This window comes from Treponema primitia ZAS-2 (assembly GCF_000214375.1).
In the GTDB taxonomy this organism is placed as follows: Bacteria; Spirochaetota; Spirochaetia; order Treponematales; family Breznakiellaceae; genus Termitinema; species Termitinema primitia.
In genome coordinates this window covers 2,184,254-2,201,031 of sequence record NC_015578.1, presented here as the reverse complement: position 1 = coordinate 2,201,031, position 16,778 = coordinate 2,184,254, and the positions used below count along the sequence as shown (strand labels likewise).

At 47.3% G+C, this 16,778-nt stretch carries 22 protein-coding genes; 16 read left to right on the top strand and 6 right to left on the bottom strand.

Annotated features, from left to right (window positions below):
- Positions 1 to 455 precede the first annotated feature (455 nt).
- The 5 genes from TREPR_RS09660 to TREPR_RS09640 form a co-directional block, all read right to left on the bottom strand.
- The gene (locus TREPR_RS09660) at positions 456 to 1,223 is read right to left on the bottom strand and encodes a hypothetical protein (RefSeq protein WP_015708127.1); all 768 of its coding nucleotides are present in this window, start codon (positions 1,221 to 1,223) and stop codon (positions 456 to 458) included.
- A gap of 226 nt (positions 1,224 to 1,449) precedes the next feature.
- On the bottom strand, positions 1,450 to 1,728 hold the full coding sequence (locus TREPR_RS09655; RefSeq protein WP_015708126.1) for a hypothetical protein: 279 nt from the start codon (positions 1,726 to 1,728) through the stop codon (positions 1,450 to 1,452).
- Between the two features lie 21 nt (positions 1,729 to 1,749).
- On the bottom strand, positions 1,750 to 2,304 hold the full coding sequence (locus TREPR_RS09650; RefSeq protein ID WP_015708125.1) for a hypothetical protein: 555 nt from the start codon (positions 2,302 to 2,304) through the stop codon (positions 1,750 to 1,752).
- A 152-nt stretch (positions 2,305 to 2,456) separates the two neighbouring features.
- Positions 2,457 to 3,122, bottom strand: coding sequence for a hypothetical protein (locus TREPR_RS09645; RefSeq protein WP_015708124.1), 666 nt, complete (start codon positions 3,120 to 3,122; stop codon positions 2,457 to 2,459).
- Between the two features lie 61 nt (positions 3,123 to 3,183).
- Positions 3,184 to 4,023 (bottom strand): type II toxin-antitoxin system RelE family toxin, encoded by an 840-nt coding sequence (locus TREPR_RS09640; RefSeq protein ID WP_015708123.1) that lies wholly within the window; start codon positions 4,021 to 4,023, stop codon positions 3,184 to 3,186.
- Positions 4,024 to 4,200: 177 nt separating this feature from the next.
- Between TREPR_RS09640 and TREPR_RS18635 the strand changes: the two genes are divergently transcribed.
- The 15 genes from TREPR_RS18635 (at position 4,201) to TREPR_RS09570 (ending at position 15,661) form a co-directional block, all read left to right on the top strand.
- The gene (locus tag TREPR_RS18635; protein WP_169313393.1) at positions 4,201 to 4,359 is read left to right on the top strand and encodes a hypothetical protein; all 159 of its coding nucleotides are present in this window, start codon (positions 4,201 to 4,203) and stop codon (positions 4,357 to 4,359) included.
- A gap of 69 nt (positions 4,360 to 4,428) precedes the next feature.
- Entirely contained in the window at positions 4,429 to 5,040 is a 612-nt protein-coding gene (locus TREPR_RS09635) for a head-tail connector protein (protein ID WP_245534717.1), read from the top strand.
- 23 nt (positions 5,041 to 5,063) lie between these two features.
- Positions 5,064 to 5,498 (top strand): hypothetical protein, encoded by a 435-nt coding sequence (locus TREPR_RS09630; protein ID WP_015708121.1) that lies wholly within the window; start codon positions 5,064 to 5,066, stop codon positions 5,496 to 5,498.
- Positions 5,495 to 6,373: a hypothetical protein gene (locus tag TREPR_RS09625; RefSeq protein ID WP_015708120.1), complete on the top strand. Its 879-nt coding sequence runs from the start codon at positions 5,495 to 5,497 to the stop codon at positions 6,371 to 6,373. The genes TREPR_RS09630 and TREPR_RS09625 overlap by 4 nt, the downstream gene beginning before the upstream one ends.
- A complete protein-coding gene (locus TREPR_RS09620; protein ID WP_015708119.1) occupies positions 6,370 to 7,881 on the top strand; it encodes a hypothetical protein in 1,512 nt (503 codons plus the stop codon). Before TREPR_RS09625 ends, TREPR_RS09620 begins: the two co-directional genes overlap by 4 nt.
- A 19-nt stretch (positions 7,882 to 7,900) precedes the next feature.
- Complete coding sequence (locus TREPR_RS09615; protein WP_015708118.1) at positions 7,901 to 8,128, top strand: hypothetical protein; 228 nt, start codon at positions 7,901 to 7,903, stop codon at positions 8,126 to 8,128.
- On the top strand, positions 8,125 to 8,649 hold the full coding sequence (locus TREPR_RS09610; protein ID WP_245534716.1) for an NlpC/P60 family protein: 525 nt from the start codon (positions 8,125 to 8,127) through the stop codon (positions 8,647 to 8,649). The genes TREPR_RS09615 and TREPR_RS09610 overlap by 4 nt, the downstream gene beginning before the upstream one ends.
- Positions 8,646 to 9,026, top strand: coding sequence for a hypothetical protein (locus TREPR_RS18970; protein ID WP_015708116.1), 381 nt, complete (start codon positions 8,646 to 8,648; stop codon positions 9,024 to 9,026). Before TREPR_RS09610 ends, TREPR_RS18970 begins: the two co-directional genes overlap by 4 nt.
- A 47-nt stretch (positions 9,027 to 9,073) precedes the next feature.
- Positions 9,074 to 9,448: an ABC transporter permease gene (locus TREPR_RS09600; protein ID WP_425358179.1), complete on the top strand. Its 375-nt coding sequence runs from the start codon at positions 9,074 to 9,076 to the stop codon at positions 9,446 to 9,448.
- On the top strand, positions 9,448 to 9,999 hold the full coding sequence (locus tag TREPR_RS09595; RefSeq protein WP_041611122.1) for a hypothetical protein: 552 nt from the start codon (positions 9,448 to 9,450) through the stop codon (positions 9,997 to 9,999). Before TREPR_RS09600 ends, TREPR_RS09595 begins: the two co-directional genes overlap by 1 nt.
- A 3-nt stretch (positions 10,000 to 10,002) precedes the next feature.
- On the top strand, positions 10,003 to 12,084 hold the full coding sequence (locus TREPR_RS09590; protein WP_041611121.1) for a hypothetical protein: 2,082 nt from the start codon (positions 10,003 to 10,005) through the stop codon (positions 12,082 to 12,084).
- An 8-nt stretch (positions 12,085 to 12,092) separates the two neighbouring features.
- Entirely contained in the window at positions 12,093 to 12,383 is a 291-nt protein-coding gene (locus TREPR_RS09585) for a hypothetical protein (protein WP_015708112.1), read from the top strand.
- 281 nt (positions 12,384 to 12,664) lie between these two features.
- Positions 12,665 to 13,000, top strand: coding sequence for a hypothetical protein (locus tag TREPR_RS09580; protein ID WP_015708111.1), 336 nt, complete (start codon positions 12,665 to 12,667; stop codon positions 12,998 to 13,000).
- On the top strand, positions 13,000 to 14,394 hold the full coding sequence (locus TREPR_RS09575; RefSeq protein ID WP_015708110.1) for a DNA primase family protein: 1,395 nt from the start codon (positions 13,000 to 13,002) through the stop codon (positions 14,392 to 14,394). The genes TREPR_RS09580 and TREPR_RS09575 overlap by 1 nt, the downstream gene beginning before the upstream one ends.
- Positions 14,395 to 15,211: 817 nt before the next feature.
- Complete coding sequence (locus TREPR_RS09570; protein ID WP_169313418.1) at positions 15,212 to 15,661, top strand: hypothetical protein; 450 nt, start codon at positions 15,212 to 15,214, stop codon at positions 15,659 to 15,661.
- A 21-nt stretch (positions 15,662 to 15,682) separates the two neighbouring features.
- On the opposite strand, the gene TREPR_RS18630 is transcribed toward TREPR_RS09570, so the two are convergent.
- On the bottom strand, positions 15,683 to 15,997 hold the full coding sequence (locus tag TREPR_RS18630) for a hypothetical protein (RefSeq protein WP_169313417.1): 315 nt from the start codon (positions 15,995 to 15,997) through the stop codon (positions 15,683 to 15,685).
- Between the two features lie 388 nt (positions 15,998 to 16,385).
- Between TREPR_RS18630 and TREPR_RS18625 the strand changes: the two genes are divergently transcribed.
- A complete protein-coding gene (locus TREPR_RS18625) occupies positions 16,386 to 16,604 on the top strand; it encodes a hypothetical protein (protein WP_015708104.1) in 219 nt (72 codons plus the stop codon).
- The last annotated feature ends 174 nt before the right edge of the window (positions 16,605 to 16,778 follow it).

The following is a 16,778-nucleotide window of genomic DNA, read 5'->3' as shown; positions in this document are numbered from 1 at the left end:
CTCCCAGAAAAATGGGACGCCCCGTTAGCCACATAAAACGGGGCGTCCCCAACAAATCATTGAAATGCTGATAAATATAGTATAACCATGGCATTATATTTTGTAAAATAAATTCTGAGTATATTTAAAAAAATAGGGAAATTTTACTGGCAGTGTTTTTAATGTAATACTAATGACTTGAAATAAAATTTCAAATGCCGTCCAGATGGTTTCAAATGGTATTTTGGAAAAAAAACCATTATTCATAGCAAGGCTACGGGCAGGCCGGGCACTTGCGTTGCCCTTATGCACTATACGCTATCTGTAGTGTCTCATTGAAAAGGGACACTACAAAATTCTGGTGCCTGTCACCCTTGACGCCCCAGTTTGGCCAGGCGCCGCTGCTGGTATATGGGCGGGCTTGCGAGGATAATGGGGTGGTTTCTGTGGTGATGTAATTTGTAGTTTAATTCAATTTATATTTTTCCTATACCAATCCCATTTAAATATCGTATCCCTTTATAATTTTGTTCTATTATACTATTAGCAGAATTTATTCTTTCATTATATATAGCTATTTCTTCATTTTCCATTAATATCGCTTTTGAAAATGATTTTGTTTTATTTAATTTTTGATACAAAATAATAAAGTTTTTATTATCCTTAAAAGCATTTCCATACACAGTTTTACTTCTTGTTTTACTATCTGATTTACAGACATTTTTTAATGTGTTATCAAGAAAAGTAGAAGAATTTATTTTTGAAATAATATCTGAAATATTTTTATCTATATCTCTATATATTGGTATAAATATTAATTTATTTATTTTAGAATATAAATATTTAATATTGTAATCTATGAATTCATTTATTTTTTCATAATAAAATACGTTTTCTATTTTAAAATATATTTTATTATCATCATACTCAAATTTATTATCTTCTTTAATAAGGACTATACCATTTAAAACACCAACAATATTTTTTAGGTTGTGTTTAATATCAACAAATTGCGAATGTAATACTTTATATGCTTTTTTTGAATTTTCAATATTTGGAATATATTCTATTACAAAATAAAATATGTAAGCAGAAATAATCCCAAGAGAAATATCGTATATTATTTTGTTAAAATTTTCATAGGGAAAATTTCCTATTGATGGAAAGATATAAATTTTAAATCCACAAAATATAATAATCAAAAATGACATTAAAAAACAAAAGTAAAATAATATTTTATTCATATTTATATCTCCTTATCTAATTCGCCTGTAGTATAAATTGACAATGAAAAAAGCGTCAGATTACAAAATTGTACTATGGCTATTATTCTGTACAGCCTATAATATTACAATGATGAAAAATCAACTTATGTTAAAAACTTCTCGCTCATTTTTCTCAACAATATTTAACCCATGAAATCCATTGGCCTTTACATTTTCGGTGCCAGGTTACCCGCATTGACCAATTTTAATAATCATGAGGGTCAAATCCTTGATCTTTAAGATCTTCAATTTCCTCCAAAAAACTTTTTCCATTAGAAAATTGGAATCTATATGTAGTTTTTTCTACCTTTATAGATTTTCTACAAGAACTACAATATGTTCCTTCTTGCTCAACATAAATCCATCCATTTGTTTCTTCATAAATAAATTTTCTTGCATCTTCTTTGGAAAAAAATTCTTCCTCTGCTCCGCAATCTATACAACGTAAAACATAATATCTAGAACCTAATTTATGAATAATCATAATAATTCCTACCTATAAAATTTATATTTTAACATTTATTTCAACTGGAATAAAATACTCGCTATTTTTTAATTTTGGTTTATATTTAATATTTACAGAATCTTTATTAAATAGTAATATTGAAATCGTTTTATTATCGATCATATTTTTTCTTAATTTTGCCAACGCTTTTGTTTTTTTGCTTTGAAAAAAAGATGGTGCTACATTAAAAGCTTCACCATGTAAAATATAACCATTTTCTTTAGCATTTATGTCATGTTCTAAATTCCTATCATTTCCATATTCAACAATATATTCAGAAAAATTAATATTTGGATATCTTCCTTCTAAAAGAATACTTATACCATTTAATATTACCATGTCTGTCATGATTCTATTCGAAGCTTCAAATATAGATACATCTGGATAAGGCCCTTTGTTAAAGGAATCTCGTTTTAAATAAGTTAAATAATCTAAGATATTTAGCTTTGACATTTTTTCCATAAATTCATTCATATTTATTTCTTTTAAACATTCTAAATATTTATCAATAACTTCATTTATATTATTTTTAGTAAGTTTGTTTTCCAATTTCATGTTATTATCTCCTTTGTTATTTTATATGCATAAATAATAATTTTTTTATATTTTATAGCCATAATTTGCATGAAAAAGAATCATCGTTTATTCCAAAGATGGTAGTGCTATATACAGGAATTGTGAAACGCTTACTTTCATATTTTCTATCCCTATAACTCAAGGCTCAATAATGGTTGTGATATAATATTTTCATAATATTTTATATATTCTGCCTTACTTTCTAACAGTGAATATTTTTCTTGTTCTGTTTCTGCTTCTTCTAATCCTTTATCATAATTACTAATTATCTCATTATATTCTTTTTCCCAATATTCTATCATGTCTAAAATTGTAAAAAGAGTTGGATTCGGCCATTGGTCTAATACAATACATGTACGCTGGTTATCAGAAAAATATGCTTTATCTCCGTACAATATTCCGATTCTTATATTAACAGGATCGGCCTTAAATATATTCACTACTGCTTCACCCAGCATAGCGACTGAATAAAAAACAATACATTTATATATTATATAAGGTTCCTTTAACATTATTTCTGCATTTTGTGCTCTAATTTTCATAGAAGTGTCATTACTAACGAAAAGAATAGAATCTTTAGATTGCCCTGTTTTTAAGTAAAAATCAAGAAGCGTTGTACTGTCATTATTATATCGAACTAAATAGCACTCATAAAACACAGCACTATCGGGAGCCCCTTCCCATTCGGTTCGTTTCTGTTTAAATAAAAGCGCTTGACTTTGTGAGTCAGTACTTCCTTCTGCATATATGCTAACTATAAAAAAAATTGAAATAATGGAAATAAAAAAGAATTTCACATGAACCCTCCATTTAAGTATGGTAAACCCAATAAGTTCTTAATATAAATACAGACACTGTTTATATTGTATTATATGCCATTTCCCTAATATCGCTTTCTATATCTTCAAATGTTGTTAAGCCACATGCCTTTAATGCGCTATGCATTTCTTTTCCTCTTTTTCTATCTAAGGCATCATCAATAAAATCAACTATTTCTTTTACCGTTTTTTTATTTTGCAACATCCTTATTGTATCCCTTATGCTTTCTTTTTTATCTTCATCTAAATCAGGATGAACTAAACATGGTTGCAGTACTTGTATGTTAATGAAATCAAATAATTTCAATCTTATTTTTTTATCATTTTCCCGCAAATCATTTATGTGATAACCATAGGCCAGCCATTCCAAATTTGCATATACATTTTCAGGTAATAAATCTTTAAATGTTTGAAAAGTATTAATATCTGAAATTCCTCTTATCAGAGATAGGTGCTGTTGTGGGACACCTAGATAAAGAAGGTCCTTATTAGAGATACGTGCAAATAATTTTGTTCCTTGTTTTAAAGTTATCCCATTTTCCTTATAATAATCTTTACCATAAAATAAAATAGTTGCGGGTTCACCATTTAATTGTTTTTTACTATCCGCCCATTCATAAGCGTCATCATGTTTATCGACACATAGAAGATGAATTATTGAATCATTTTCATCTTTACAAATTATTCCACGATAATTATCATTAATTCGTACAGAATATAATTGCTTGCCATTATGTTTATTAATTGACTTAAATCGTATTCCTGGCAAATTTGGATTTTTACAAAATTTTTCGAAAAAGTCTCTAACTTTATCCTGGGCATGCTTAGGTAATTCCATAAATGAGGTAAAAAAACTGGATGATAATACGAGATTTGTCATAAGCCATTTCCTGCCTTTATTAATCTCAACTATAATAACATTAAGTTTACAATAAAGTCAATAATTTTTATTACATAGAAATCAGAAATAACTCTGGTAAGTTGTTTCTAAAAGCTTCCGGATAGGGCGGCGGCCCTATGTTTTGGCCTGAAATTTCGGGCTTATCCTTTCTCCATTATGGGCAATACACCAAAACAAGAACGGCTCTTTTCCCTGGTCCCTCTGGGGGAATTTAAGGCTTTGCTCGGTATTGACGACCGGGAGGATGCCCTGACCCGCTATGTTCTGATTACGGCTACCTACACCGAAGTGAAAATAATGCCCGTCACCTTTTAGGCCAAATTTCCCCCAAAAAGTTACCTTTGTGAAATATCCAGTTGTTGAAAGCCGTTTTATCCTGATTTCATGGAAAACCAAACAATGGGAACCGCAGGTTCCTTTCATTCACTGATCTCCCTTGCGGACTTTAAGGAGATCCTCGGCATTGATGACCGGGACGATGCCCTCTCCCGGTACTGTCTTGTAACCGCCACCTACAGCATAGAGCAATATTGCAGGCGGCGGCTTCTGATAAGCAAACTGACGGAAATACATGAATATTCGGACGATCCGTTTGTACCGCTCAAGCAATACCCGGTACGGAAAATTTTAGAGGCTCAAAAATACAGGCCCTGGAAACCCGTTGAGGACATTGATCCTGAATTGTTCCACTGCATACCGCAGTGCGGGGTTGGGGAGGATATTCCGTTTTGCCTGGAAATTCGGCCGGGAGTGGTTTCGTCACCGTTTTCGGTACGGGTACGGTATGTGGCGGGGTATAAGCCCACAGATGCCCCGGCGGACCTGGCTTCTGCTTGCCTTGAACTGGCGGTATGGAACATGGCGCGGTTCCGGGGGAAGAAGGTTGGGGTAGCAGGGGGCAGCGGGGGCCAAAGAATGAACGGGGAGTTTTTGGAAGCGAAGATGCCGGAGCGGGCTAAGGAACTTTTGGAGCCGTATCAACGGAGGATAATTTAACAATGAGGAATGGGGAGGGTCGAGTGAAATATAGAGAGGAAATTATTCTGCAAAGAATTAAAGAGATGCTGACCGGGCGGGTCAATGAACTGCTGGGGGAAGCGGAATTTCAGATTCCCCCTATAGAGTTTGGCGTTCCCCTGGGTGGCTTTTCTGCTGTGCCGATCCTGCGGCTTGCGGAATATGAGCAGTCAGAGAAGGAACGGATTATCCGGGTGGATGCGTATGCGCTGACCTTAAGTCTGGAAGTGCCGAAAACGCCTGACAGCGAACGGGATGTCTATGCGTATGGGGCGGCGATTAGCACGGCCCTGGCGGAGGACCCTACCCTGGGGGGCGTGGCGGACCGGGCGGTTATAACCGGGAAAAAATATGTGCCCCCAAAGAAACCGTACTGCGGGGACTGCTGGGAACTGATTGTTACCCTGCGGGTTACGGTGGAGGGAATAACGGTATGAACGTACAGGGACGGGACTGCGGTATCACCCTGAAAACAGGGTACCGGGAATTGGGGCTGCCCTACGCGGAGGAAACGATCCGGGAAGCGGTATCTCTATTGAAAGAAGAAGCGGCTATCGAAGGGGATGGAAACTGCGGGGCTATCCGGGTGAGCCGGGGGGGTACGGGGTGCGTGGTTACGCCCCTTTCCATCGGGACGGCGCCGCTGCTTTTTGCGCTGGCCCTGGGGCGGGCCGGCCTTCCGGTGTATGTGAGCGGGACACGGGTTTTATACTGCCATCCGGTATGCCTGGTGCCTATGGAAAGCGGCCTGAGCTTTGACCTGATACAGGACCGGGGGGCGGTGCGGACATTGTATGAAGGGTGCCGGGTCCGGGGGTTTGAACTGCGGGTTATGAGGAACGAATGGAAGCAAGCTTCCTTGATCAAGCTGAAACTGGATATTGCCGGGGATATGCCGCCGGTTCCGTATCCATATCTGGAAAAGGCGGCGGTGTGCGGGGGAGAACGCTTTAATGAAGACAGGGTTAGCTACCGGATAAACGGCATTGAGCAAAAGAATATCTATGGGCTGACTATTGCTGTCCGCAGGGCAGGTGGGACGCAAACGGAGGTATGGATACACCGAGTTCTGGGAGAAACGGGGGAACTGCCTCCGCTTATTGAGTCTTTGGAAATTACCGCACAATTACTGAATGATCATTATGTCCACTGTATGTACGGGGCGTTCCGGCTTTCCCTTTCGCGGCTGGCGCTGATGGCTGACGAAACGGCGGTTAATGCTGCTGATGCGCTTATCGGACCACTGCGGTATTACTGTACGGGGAGTTTTTCGGCTGAGGTTTATAACACCGAAGAAGGGGTTATCGAATGAGGTTTTATACGGTCGATGATTCTTTGAAAGAGGCGATTGACAAGGGGATGGCGGCGGTCCGGGTACGGGTTAGCCTTGATTTTGCCGGGAATGGGGTTTTTGAAACCGTATCTGAACGGGATATTATTGAAGCTTCGTTTTTTGGGCTCAAGGAAACTGCCGGGGGGACTACGGCACGGGGGGAACTGCTGCTGGATAACACCTCTGGGAACTATGCCTATAGCGGCAATGGGGCGGGCCGGGAAGTGCGGGTTAGTTTTTCCCTGGGTGAGGGCTTGCCCTGGTTTCAGCGTTTTGTCCTGTATGTGGACCATAAGGGGTTCCAGGATATTCGGGGGCCGGGGCGGCGGCGGTTGGTGCGGCTGGCTCTGGGGGACCGTTCAGTGTTTCTGCGGCGGTCTGACGAGAGCCGGGACTGGACCCAGCATGAGGTTTTTACCTACTCGGTTGTGTGCGACAAAACACAGCCGGAAAAATCATTGGTTCATTTGATTGCGAAGCGGGCGGGGATTGAGGCGGCGGATATTGACTGCGCAACTATTCCTATTGCCCTGCCCTATGTGAAATTAACCAAAAATATCTGGGCAGAACTGTCTGAACTGGCCACGGCGTATCGGTGCCACCTGGAATGCCCGGTTGAGAAGCCCCTGGTCTTTGCCCATTCGCCCTACCAGGCGGAACCGGATACTGCTGACGATGGAAACCCGGAGGGTTCCGCTTCCTATATTTTTTCCGGGAGGGATATTTTTTATCTGCGGAAAACGGCGCGGGCGGAGCGGTACCGGAATACGGTGCGGCTTAAAATCAATATGCCGGTGGTTCTGGAAAAACAGGAAATCTGGCGGTATACGGACCCTCCAGTGCTGTATGATGATGGGATGACGGATTTTTATCCGTTCCGGTTAATAAACCTGCGGAGTATTGTGCTTGGAGAATATGAAGCAAAGTACCGGGTCCGGGATGAAAAGGGAAATGAGCGGGCGGTTCTATATGCTGACAATATAGATACGGTGGAAGAAGCTACGGAACGGCTGATGTTTGACGGCTGTTCATTTGCGTATTCCCACTACGATGTTACTACCAGGCACGACCGGGCGTACATTACTATTGAAGTTGAGAAACGGAAAGAAGGGGATCTGGTAATTGCTTCGATTCATGGGCGGTCTATTGTGCTGGACCTGAACCGCTCCTGCTTCTTGCGGGACAGCAATGCGGTTGATTTGCAGGGAACTTGTGCGCTGAATGTTACGGGCTCCTATTTTTCAGAAGATGTGGTTAATGGGCGCCCTCAATACGAGGACTGGGCGGCCCGGGAACTTGCGGATCGCTTGCAGGAGCGGCGGGAGTTTACGGTCAAGACCCACCGGGCTTTGTTTCATGGGCGGGTCGGCGCAACGGTGCAAATCAAAGCCAATGGTGAAACAGTGCAGGGGACGGTTAATGCCTTTTCTCTGCGGTATAAGCGGGATGCGGCGTTTGTGGCGGCGTTCAGGATTATGGAAGAATAGCAGGAATTAGGGGGTTTGTATGGGCGAGGAATTACAGCGGCTGTTGGTTGATACCATTGCGGAAATGCGGGAACTGAAAGGGGAACTGCGGGAGTTTAAGGTTCATGTGATGGGGCGGGTTGAAAAGCTGGAAAAACAGGAGAAAGAACGGAGGGGGGATTTGAAGGCTACGGTGAGCGTGCTTATTGCGGGGGCGGCGCTGGCGGTGAGTATTATTGTCAATTTTTTTCGGCATGGAGCTAAATGATGGGTATTAAATGGGACAGGGTTTTTGAGAACGAACAGCGTCAGTTTGACCGGATGACAGAGGCGGAGAAGTTTATCTACTTTCTGCTATTGCAGTTTAATTCGCCCTACGGCTGGGGGAAGGAAAACCCGGAATCGTCGGACTGTTCCGGCGCAGTGTGCCTGGCTTTGCTTGCGGCTACCGGGCACTTTATCAGGACTACTGCGGATGATTTGTACAAGCGGGTGTTTACGGCACAGCGCCCTTCACCTGACGGTATCAGGGCGGCGTTTTTTGTTGACGGGAAAACCGGGGCGGCTTCCCATGTTGCGGGGCTGGTTGGGGACGGCGTGGTGCTTAATTCCCAGGAAGGGGGCGCACGGGTCCGCAGTTTGGACTTCCTTTCTGCGTGGTTCTGGAACCGGGGATCGTCTACCGCAATCCGGGGGCTGGACCGGGCAGCACTGGTCCGTTTGTCCCATGAAGGATCGCGCTACGATGTGGACCCGGAACTCAGGCGCTATATGGAAATAGCTTTATGAGCGATTCTGACGGGATACAGATTAGCGACAAGGCAAGCTGGGAACATTCGGAAAAAGAACTGTTGGTGATTCTGGGAAAGCGGCTTATTGCCCTGCCTTCCAAGATGCTGGGGTTTAAGCCCTTCTGCTTGTACCTGGCAACGTGGCTTTTAGTGAAGGGGCTTATCCGGGACTGGATATGGTTTGCGGTTATGGTAATGGTGCTGTTCGGGATTGTGGGGCTCAAGGTTATTGCACGAGGAGGAAGCAGGGATGGGGGATTTCTGGCGGGGGGTGGCTGTCGGGGCGGGGTCGGCTCTGCTGCTAGTGGGGATGGCGCTTGCGGCGATTCGGCTCCGGGAACGGGACCTGGCGATTATCGAACAATGGGAGGCTGAGCGTGAAATACAGGAATTGCGGGAGGAGTACAGCGCTCGTGATCCTTATGAGTTTTTGGAGCTTCCCGGTGTCCGGGGAAGTTCCGACAGTAATGTTGAGCGATTCCGGGAACGGCGGGATGAGATTCTACAGCGATACAGAAGTGACGGCGCTGGTGGCGGAACTGTCCGAGGCAGCGGAGGAAGCGATTGAAAGCGCGGCGGCTGAGGCGGCAAAGGCTGCGTCCATGGCTGCCCTGGACCGGGAAGGGACGGCACGGCGGGAAACGGCGGCGGCCCTGGCGGAGGCGCGACGCTGGGAACAGCAGTACCGGGATGAAAAAGCGGGCAGAATGAAAAAGATGATTATTACGGGGGTGATTTGCCTTTTTTCCGGGCTTGTTTTAGGCGCCGGAAGTATTTTGATATTTGGGGGGAACTAATGAAAGACAGGATTAGGGTTCGTGGGATGGTTACGGTTCGGGTTCTGGATAAGGACGGGAATATCAAACGGAGGGCGCCTGGGTGGTTTGGTAGGCTCTTTCGTGTGCCGGGGCGGCCTATGCTGTACCATCATCACAATATTGTTACGAGAGAGGGTGACGCGCTGATTGCTGATGCGTTGCTGGTTTCGCCTACGAAAACAAAGGTGAGTAGTTCCGCCGGATTTATTCAAGTGGGGACAGGCTGGACCGGGAACAGCGTTAAGACTAATGTCCGGTGCAATACCCCTACGGGGAGTATGAAAGCTCTGGACAGCGGGTACCCGGCGTTGAAGGCGGCCTGGGGGAATACCGGGGATACCACTATTACCTACCGGGCGAGTTTTGCCGCCGGGGCTTTGAACGCAAACGGGATAAACGAAGCGTGTCTGCTCAACGGGAACGCCACGGCTTCTAATTGCCTGGCGTATGCGCAGATTACGCCGGTGGTGAATGTTACTATCAGCGATACCCTGCAGGTGCTGTGGGAAATAACTATTCTTGGACAATAAACCATGGCACAATTTTTACAATCACCGCAAGATTTTCCGCTGATGGTAAGCCTGGGGAGCAAAGTCCCTTCCTGGAAGCTGAACCGCTGGGGCAGGGATGCCCTGCGGTTCAGCCCTATTACCGGGGATTCCTATACCCTGCGGGGGGACAAGAGAACGCTCCACTACTCCGGGGAACGGGAAAGCCACCGATTTACGATACTTGATGGTTCGCATTTTGAGTATGACCTTATCCTGAACCGGGAACCGGAGGGTAACCAGGTCTTTGTGGCTATTGAGGGCTGGGAGCAGTTTGATTTTTTCAGGCAGCCTGATTCTTTCGGGCCTGAAATACTGCGGGGAAGCTATGCGGTTTATAAAAAGGAGATGGTTATTAACTCCCCCGCCTACCATGTGGGGACCGGGAAGATTTGCCATATACACCGGCCCAGGATTATTGACGCACGGGGGCAGAAGGTTTGGGGGGATGTGTGGATAGAAAATGGGGTCATGACTATTACTATTCCGGAAAGGTGGCTGGGGGAAGCTCAGTACCCGGTGGTGGTGGACCCGGTTATCGGGTCAAATACGGTTGGGGCGTATTACGAGTATGATTATTTAAGTTACGATGACTGGGAAACTTGCCAGGAATACTATCCTGGTAAAACCATGGATAATGTGAAACGCGCCATGTGGATAGAGCTGTATGAAGAAGCGGCTTTCAATAAATACAACACACCGGTGGCGCTTAATGGAACCTATGACTGTTATGCGTATATCCATAAAGCAGGGAAAATTATGGACGGCTATGACTGTACGATTGCGCCTTTTATATACAGCAATTATGGCAATAGGCCAAAACAGCTGCTTAGCTATCAGTTTACCTATGGGTACCCTTTGCCGGAAAACCATAATTATGAGTATATAAATATCAACCGATGGATAAAATCAACCATTACCCCTAATGCTATTGCGGCAAATACGGATATATGGTTTGGGTTTTATGGTAATGGGGTGGCTCTGCAATTCGATTATGGCGTTCCTTTGTTCCGGGCACAGGAATTGCAGCTTGACCCCAGCTATAGGGAATACTATAGCACGGTGTATGAAATGCTCTCTGATCTGATGTTTTTGGATATTGGTATTTTTAATGACAAATTTAATGATCCAAGAAGCGAATACAGGAATGTGCTGCCCAATGCACGGTACGACATGAAGATGAGCATATACCTTGAAATACCGGCAAATGCCTATATCAGGACGCTGGCCCAGGGAGTAACGCTAGGCGATTCCCGGAAACTTGTGGCAGCCTATAAGAAGACACTGGCACAGGGGGTAAAACTAAGTGATATATTGAAACCTGAGGCGTCCTATAAAAAGACTCTGGCTATGAATGGCAGGAATAATGCAGGCCTGGGGCACACGTCAAGTTATAAGCGGGTCAGCGTCATGGATGGGGGGAATACCAGTGCCCTGGGACACGGTTCATCCTATGTGCGGAAACACACGGCGACGGTAAAGGGGACGGGCCTGGCAAGCCGTGCTGCGGGGATATACCGGAAACTGGCCCAACAGCTAAAAGCTGGTGACTTACTCAAAGGTAGCCGGGCTTTACTGCGGAAAGCGGTAGATACGGTGAAAACGACAACGGCGCAAAGCCGTTTTGTCGGTAATAAGCGCAGTATTATTGAAACCGGGAGAAGCCTTGACGGGGGCGGCAGTACGAAACGGGGTATTTTTCGGGTTATGCTGATGACCGTCAGGGAGAGCGATGCCACAGGCCGGGCAGCTTTGCTGCTGAGGGTTTTGACCGGGAAGGCGGGAGTTTCCGATGCAGTGGGGCATTGGGGGGACTATGTACGGGGGATGTATGCAGCTGCGGGGAGCCGTGCGGGGACGGCTCATCTGGGGGAATATCACCGGGAAGCGTTTGACACTGCAGGAACTACGGGGGAGGCGCTGCGGAGCCTGGGAGTTTTTATCAGGCTGGCTACGGTAGGGTTTGTGCGGGATTTTCTTTTGCGGCGGTTCCTAAAAAGTAATGAGGAGCTTGTTTTGAAGTCGGCGATATGCCGGGAGATTGTGCTTGAGAGCCGTATCCATTAGGGGGACAGATGAATCGGATTTATCGGGGACAGAGTGCACTGCGGATTACCGTGAAAACCTTTACGGATTTGGAAGGGTGTTTATCGGCGGCGATTAAGTACCGGAAACCTGACGGCTCAACGGGGAGTTTTACGGCAGGTGTGGGAGATGTGGCACGAGGGGTTATTTTCCATGAGTGCCTTGAGGAGGAGATTGACAAGGTCGGGTGGTGGTCCCTGTGGGCGTTCATCACCTTTGCCGATGGGCGGACTGCTGCCGGGGAAACGGTGCGGGTCTTTGTGTGGCAAGAGGGCTCATAAAATGCCCTCCATGGCATTTTATGAGCTTGTAGTTTAGCAAAACTAAACTACACCTAAAGCCTGGTAAAAACCGCCATTCATGGCGGAAAGGAATAGCTTTGCTGCTGCTTATCTGCTTTATACGCTGGTTGCTTGGTATTCCCTTTGCTGTGGCAGGGGATGGGTTTAGGGCAGTCTTTGTTTTGAGGGCGCGGTCCCCGCCCTTGTTTCCCGATTTTTGTAGTAATGCTGTAGTAGTTCAATGGCACTTTTTTCTCGTTTTTTCATTTAGGGACAGGTGTATGCGTAAGGTTGATTGGACGGAACGGTACCAATACAATGTGCGCCGCCAACGGAAGGCGCTGGAGGAGTACGCTGCCCATGAGATTGAATGGGCTGATGATCTTTTGACGTGGTACCGGGCGCGGAAACAAGATATCCCGGATGACGAATACCGGGCGGTGGCGTTTTTCAAAAACCGGGAATATCTGGGGAAGCCTGGTTCCCTTACTTTTTTGTACTCCATGTATGGGCGGATGATGCAGGAGCTGCCTGAGTCTACGCCGGAGATTGCCTTTGATCTGGTGGCGTTCCGGTTCAGGATGTATGCGGCTGGTTTAAGGCAGGAGGGTTTATAATGGCGGAACGGGTGGGCGACGAATCAATGTATCTGCGTATCAGCGATTTGAAGGCCGGGAAAATTCAGTTTACCGATGCTACCAATGCGGAGCGGCTGCTCAGTATTTATGGGCGGGATATCCGGTATAACGGGGCTTGGAAGAAGTGGGTTGTCTGGGACGGTACCTGCTGGCGGATAGATGACGGGGCCTTGATTCATGAAAAGGGGCTGGCTATGGTCCGAGGTATTTATGACGATCTGCTGAAGACCCAGGATTACCGGGAACGGATAGAAATCGAGAAGTACGCCATGCTGAGCGAAAGTGTGAGGCGGCGGGAGGCGTTTATCAAGGCGGCTTCCTGGATTAGGGAGCTGAATATTTCCAGCGAGGAGCTGGACAGCAACCCCTGGCTGCTCAATGTGCAGAATGGCACCATTGACATTAAGGGCGGTTTGTTCCGGGAGCATAGGCAGGAGGACATGATTACTAAAACTGCCAATGTAGTGTATGACCCGGCGGCGGGCTGTCCGGCGTGGAAGCAGTTTGTCCGGGAGATCATGAACTGCAACGGGGATATTATCGGCTTTCTGCAGGCCGTGACGGGGATGGCTATTACCGGGGATGTGTCGGAGCAGTCTATGTTTATTCTGTTTGGGTCCGGCGCCAATGGCAAGAGTACTTTTCTGAATACCCTGATGTATATCCTGGGGGACTACGCGATTACTACTACTACCGATACGTTTATGAAGCGGAACAATGAGCAGGCTACCAACGATATTGCCCGGCTGCGGGGGGCGCGGTTTGTGAGTACTACCGAGCTTGACCAGGGGCGGCGGCTTTCGGAACCTTTGATTAAGCAGATTACGGGGAATGACAAGGTTACTGCGCGGTTTCTTTACGGGGAATACTTTTCCTTCACGCCGACCTTCAAGATTTTCATGGGGACTAACCACAAGCCTACGGTCAAGGGGACGGACTTTGGCATCTGGCGGCGGATTAAGCTGATTCCCTTTACTACCCGGATTGAGGCGGACAGGCAGGACAAGCACCTGGAGGAAAAGCTGCGGGCGGAAGCTTCGGGGATTCTGAACTGGCTGCTGGAAGGGGCGTACCGCTGGCTTAGGGAGGGGCTGGTGGTGCCGGAGGCGGTTCTGGCGGTGACCGATGACTACAAGGGGGAAATGGACGTGATCGGGATTTTCCTGAAAGAGCGCTGCGTTCAGTCGCCGGGGGTGAGTATCAGGATCCGGGAGCTGTTTAAGGCGTATCAGGATTGGTGTGAGCAGAATAACGAGAAGGCGATGTGCGAGCGGATTCTTTCCCAGCGGCTGAAGGAGATGGGGTTTAGCCGGACCAGGACTGCGGAGGCAAGGTACTGGGCGGGGATTATGCTGAGGGCTAGGGAGGAGTAGGGATTTTTTCCGGGCCACCGGGGGCTTGTAGCCATTATTGTATTTGGGGCTTTATTGAGCCCCACGCCGTGCCAACTTTACCGGAAGGACACGCTCAATGTTTCGCGTGCGGTTTTTGGGCGGCCCCCGTGCGCCCCCGGTTGTTGGAAAGTGAAAACACGGGCGCTTGTTTTTTGGCGTTTTTAGTGTATGCCCTGCTGGTATATTTTATGCCGCAGGGCTTTTTCTTTATACGGGTTCTGGCTTGGTTTTCCGGTTCCGGCAGGGTTTGAAATCAGGCTGTGCAATTCCGGGCAATTTTATGGCGCGCGCGCTCCCCCCTCACGGGCAAAAAATGACTGAAACCTTGTCATAAATGACAAAAATATGGGCTTTTTTTGGGGGATTTCTGTCATTGCGTTTTATGGGTATTTTTTGCTACCCAATACTACTGAATACTAATACTGTTTCTATTTATTTTTTTTATGACTATTATGACAATAAAAAAAAGGGAAATAGGTATATCTTAAGATAATAGAGGGGGTTTCGGAAATTAGGGTATTGCGAGTGTCATTGGTCATTTGCCGGGGATTGGTTTTTGGCCGCCCCGAAGGGGCGGTTATTGGGGCTCGGCACGGCATCCCCGTAGGGGTTGCTGTGTTATACGGAGGAAGTAGGCAGAGCCTCTTTGGGGGATGATGGTTTTTGTTGTGGATTCTTGCCGCCTACCCGTAGGGGTGGCGGTTATTGCGAATGTATGTAACGGTATGCGGGCCTTTATACCAGCGATTGGGGTTATACACTTGCGTCAGCTGTGGGGCGGACTCCGCTGGGCTTCATGGGAAGACGAAAAACCGGGTGGGCTTACCACTCCCCGCTGTGGTGGTGTATGGACGAGGCGGCAGGACGCCGCCTGGGAGAAAAAACCACGCCGGCATGGACGCCGGTGTGGTTTTTTTCCGCTCTGCCACCGGCCACGCCGGTGGCTGCTCCTCCCCCTATGAGCCGTGGATGCAAGGGTTTTTTCCACTGTCCCAGCGGCCCCCAGGGATACGATGCAAAAGTGATAGTAAAAGTGGCGGTAGCCAGGGAAAGCTGTGTTGAAGATAAAATGGGCGCTGGGACAGTGGAAAAAACCCCTCCTATTTCTCCGGAAGTGGGGGAAGCCCGGCGGCGAGGGGGAGGGACAATGGAGGTCGTCCATACACCACCACCTGACTACTCTATGCTTGAAGGTTGCGCGGCCCCGGGGTGGGCACTGTACGCATTTCTCCCCACGGTGCTATGAAAAGCCGATGGGAAATAGGGTTTACACGGGCGAAGCAGCGGCGCCCGTTAGGGCGTTAGAATAACTGCCTGTGTGGATAACGGTACGCATGGAGGCGTGAGGACTAGCCACCATGCGGCGCGGAGGGGGCAGGACGCCCCCGGAGCGCTGGGGATAATGGCTTGTGGGGATAAAGGCCGATGTGCGGCGGGTTGGGGATGATGGCCCCGGTATGCGAAGGACCATGCGGAAAAGACGGGGGCCGGTGGTGTCCGGAGAAGCGCAGCGCCGGAGGATCCCACCGGCTGATGTGGGCTTTAGGCGGCCCGGAATTGCCCCATGCGGTTTAGTCCCCATGAGGGCTGGACGGTATGGGGCAATGGAGGGCCGCTGGGAATTATGCCCCGGCTTTGGAGGCTGCGGGCGGGGGCTTCAAAATGGGGGTGCGGCTTTCAGGGCGAATCTTTGGGCCAGGCTGTAGGTACGGCTGATGCGCCGCTTGCCAAGGGCAGGCGGCGGGTGTTGGCGCATATTGGATGGCCGGGGTGGTTATGGGGGTCAAGGGGGAAGGCGGGGCCGCCTGGATTGGCAGCTTTACTGCTGGGTGTAAAGGCTTCCGGTTTGAATGATGGTGTCCCCGCCTTTATCCCCCTTGGTTAATGGGTAAAGCGCCATGGGCCGTGGAGGGAGCGGAGTTTACGGAGCGACCGGAACGGCTTGTGGCGGTTTGTCCTACGGATTCGGTATGCGCCGGGTTGCAGGCGGCGGACAGCGGGGCCAGGTGGCGGCATACAACAGGGGGTGGGGCGGCGGCTTGAGGAATGGCGGCCCCGGTTTGCGAGGGACCAGGCAGAAAAAGGGAGGGCACAGGCGGGGCTTCGGGCTCTGGGTTAGCGGAACAGGGTTCAGGGATGGACTGCTCCTAGCAGGGTTCAGGCAGAAAGGGCCGGGATTAGGCTTTTGAAAATGACCTTTATCATATTGGGAATGGGGATATTGTCGTCGAATATCATAAAATGTATGCAGTTATGTATGCAACAAAGGGTCGTTTTCTATCATAAACCTTCGTAAAATATTTCATGTCTGCTATTGACTAATTCTATATCCTGTAATAGAATAAGAGCATAAATCGCTGTTC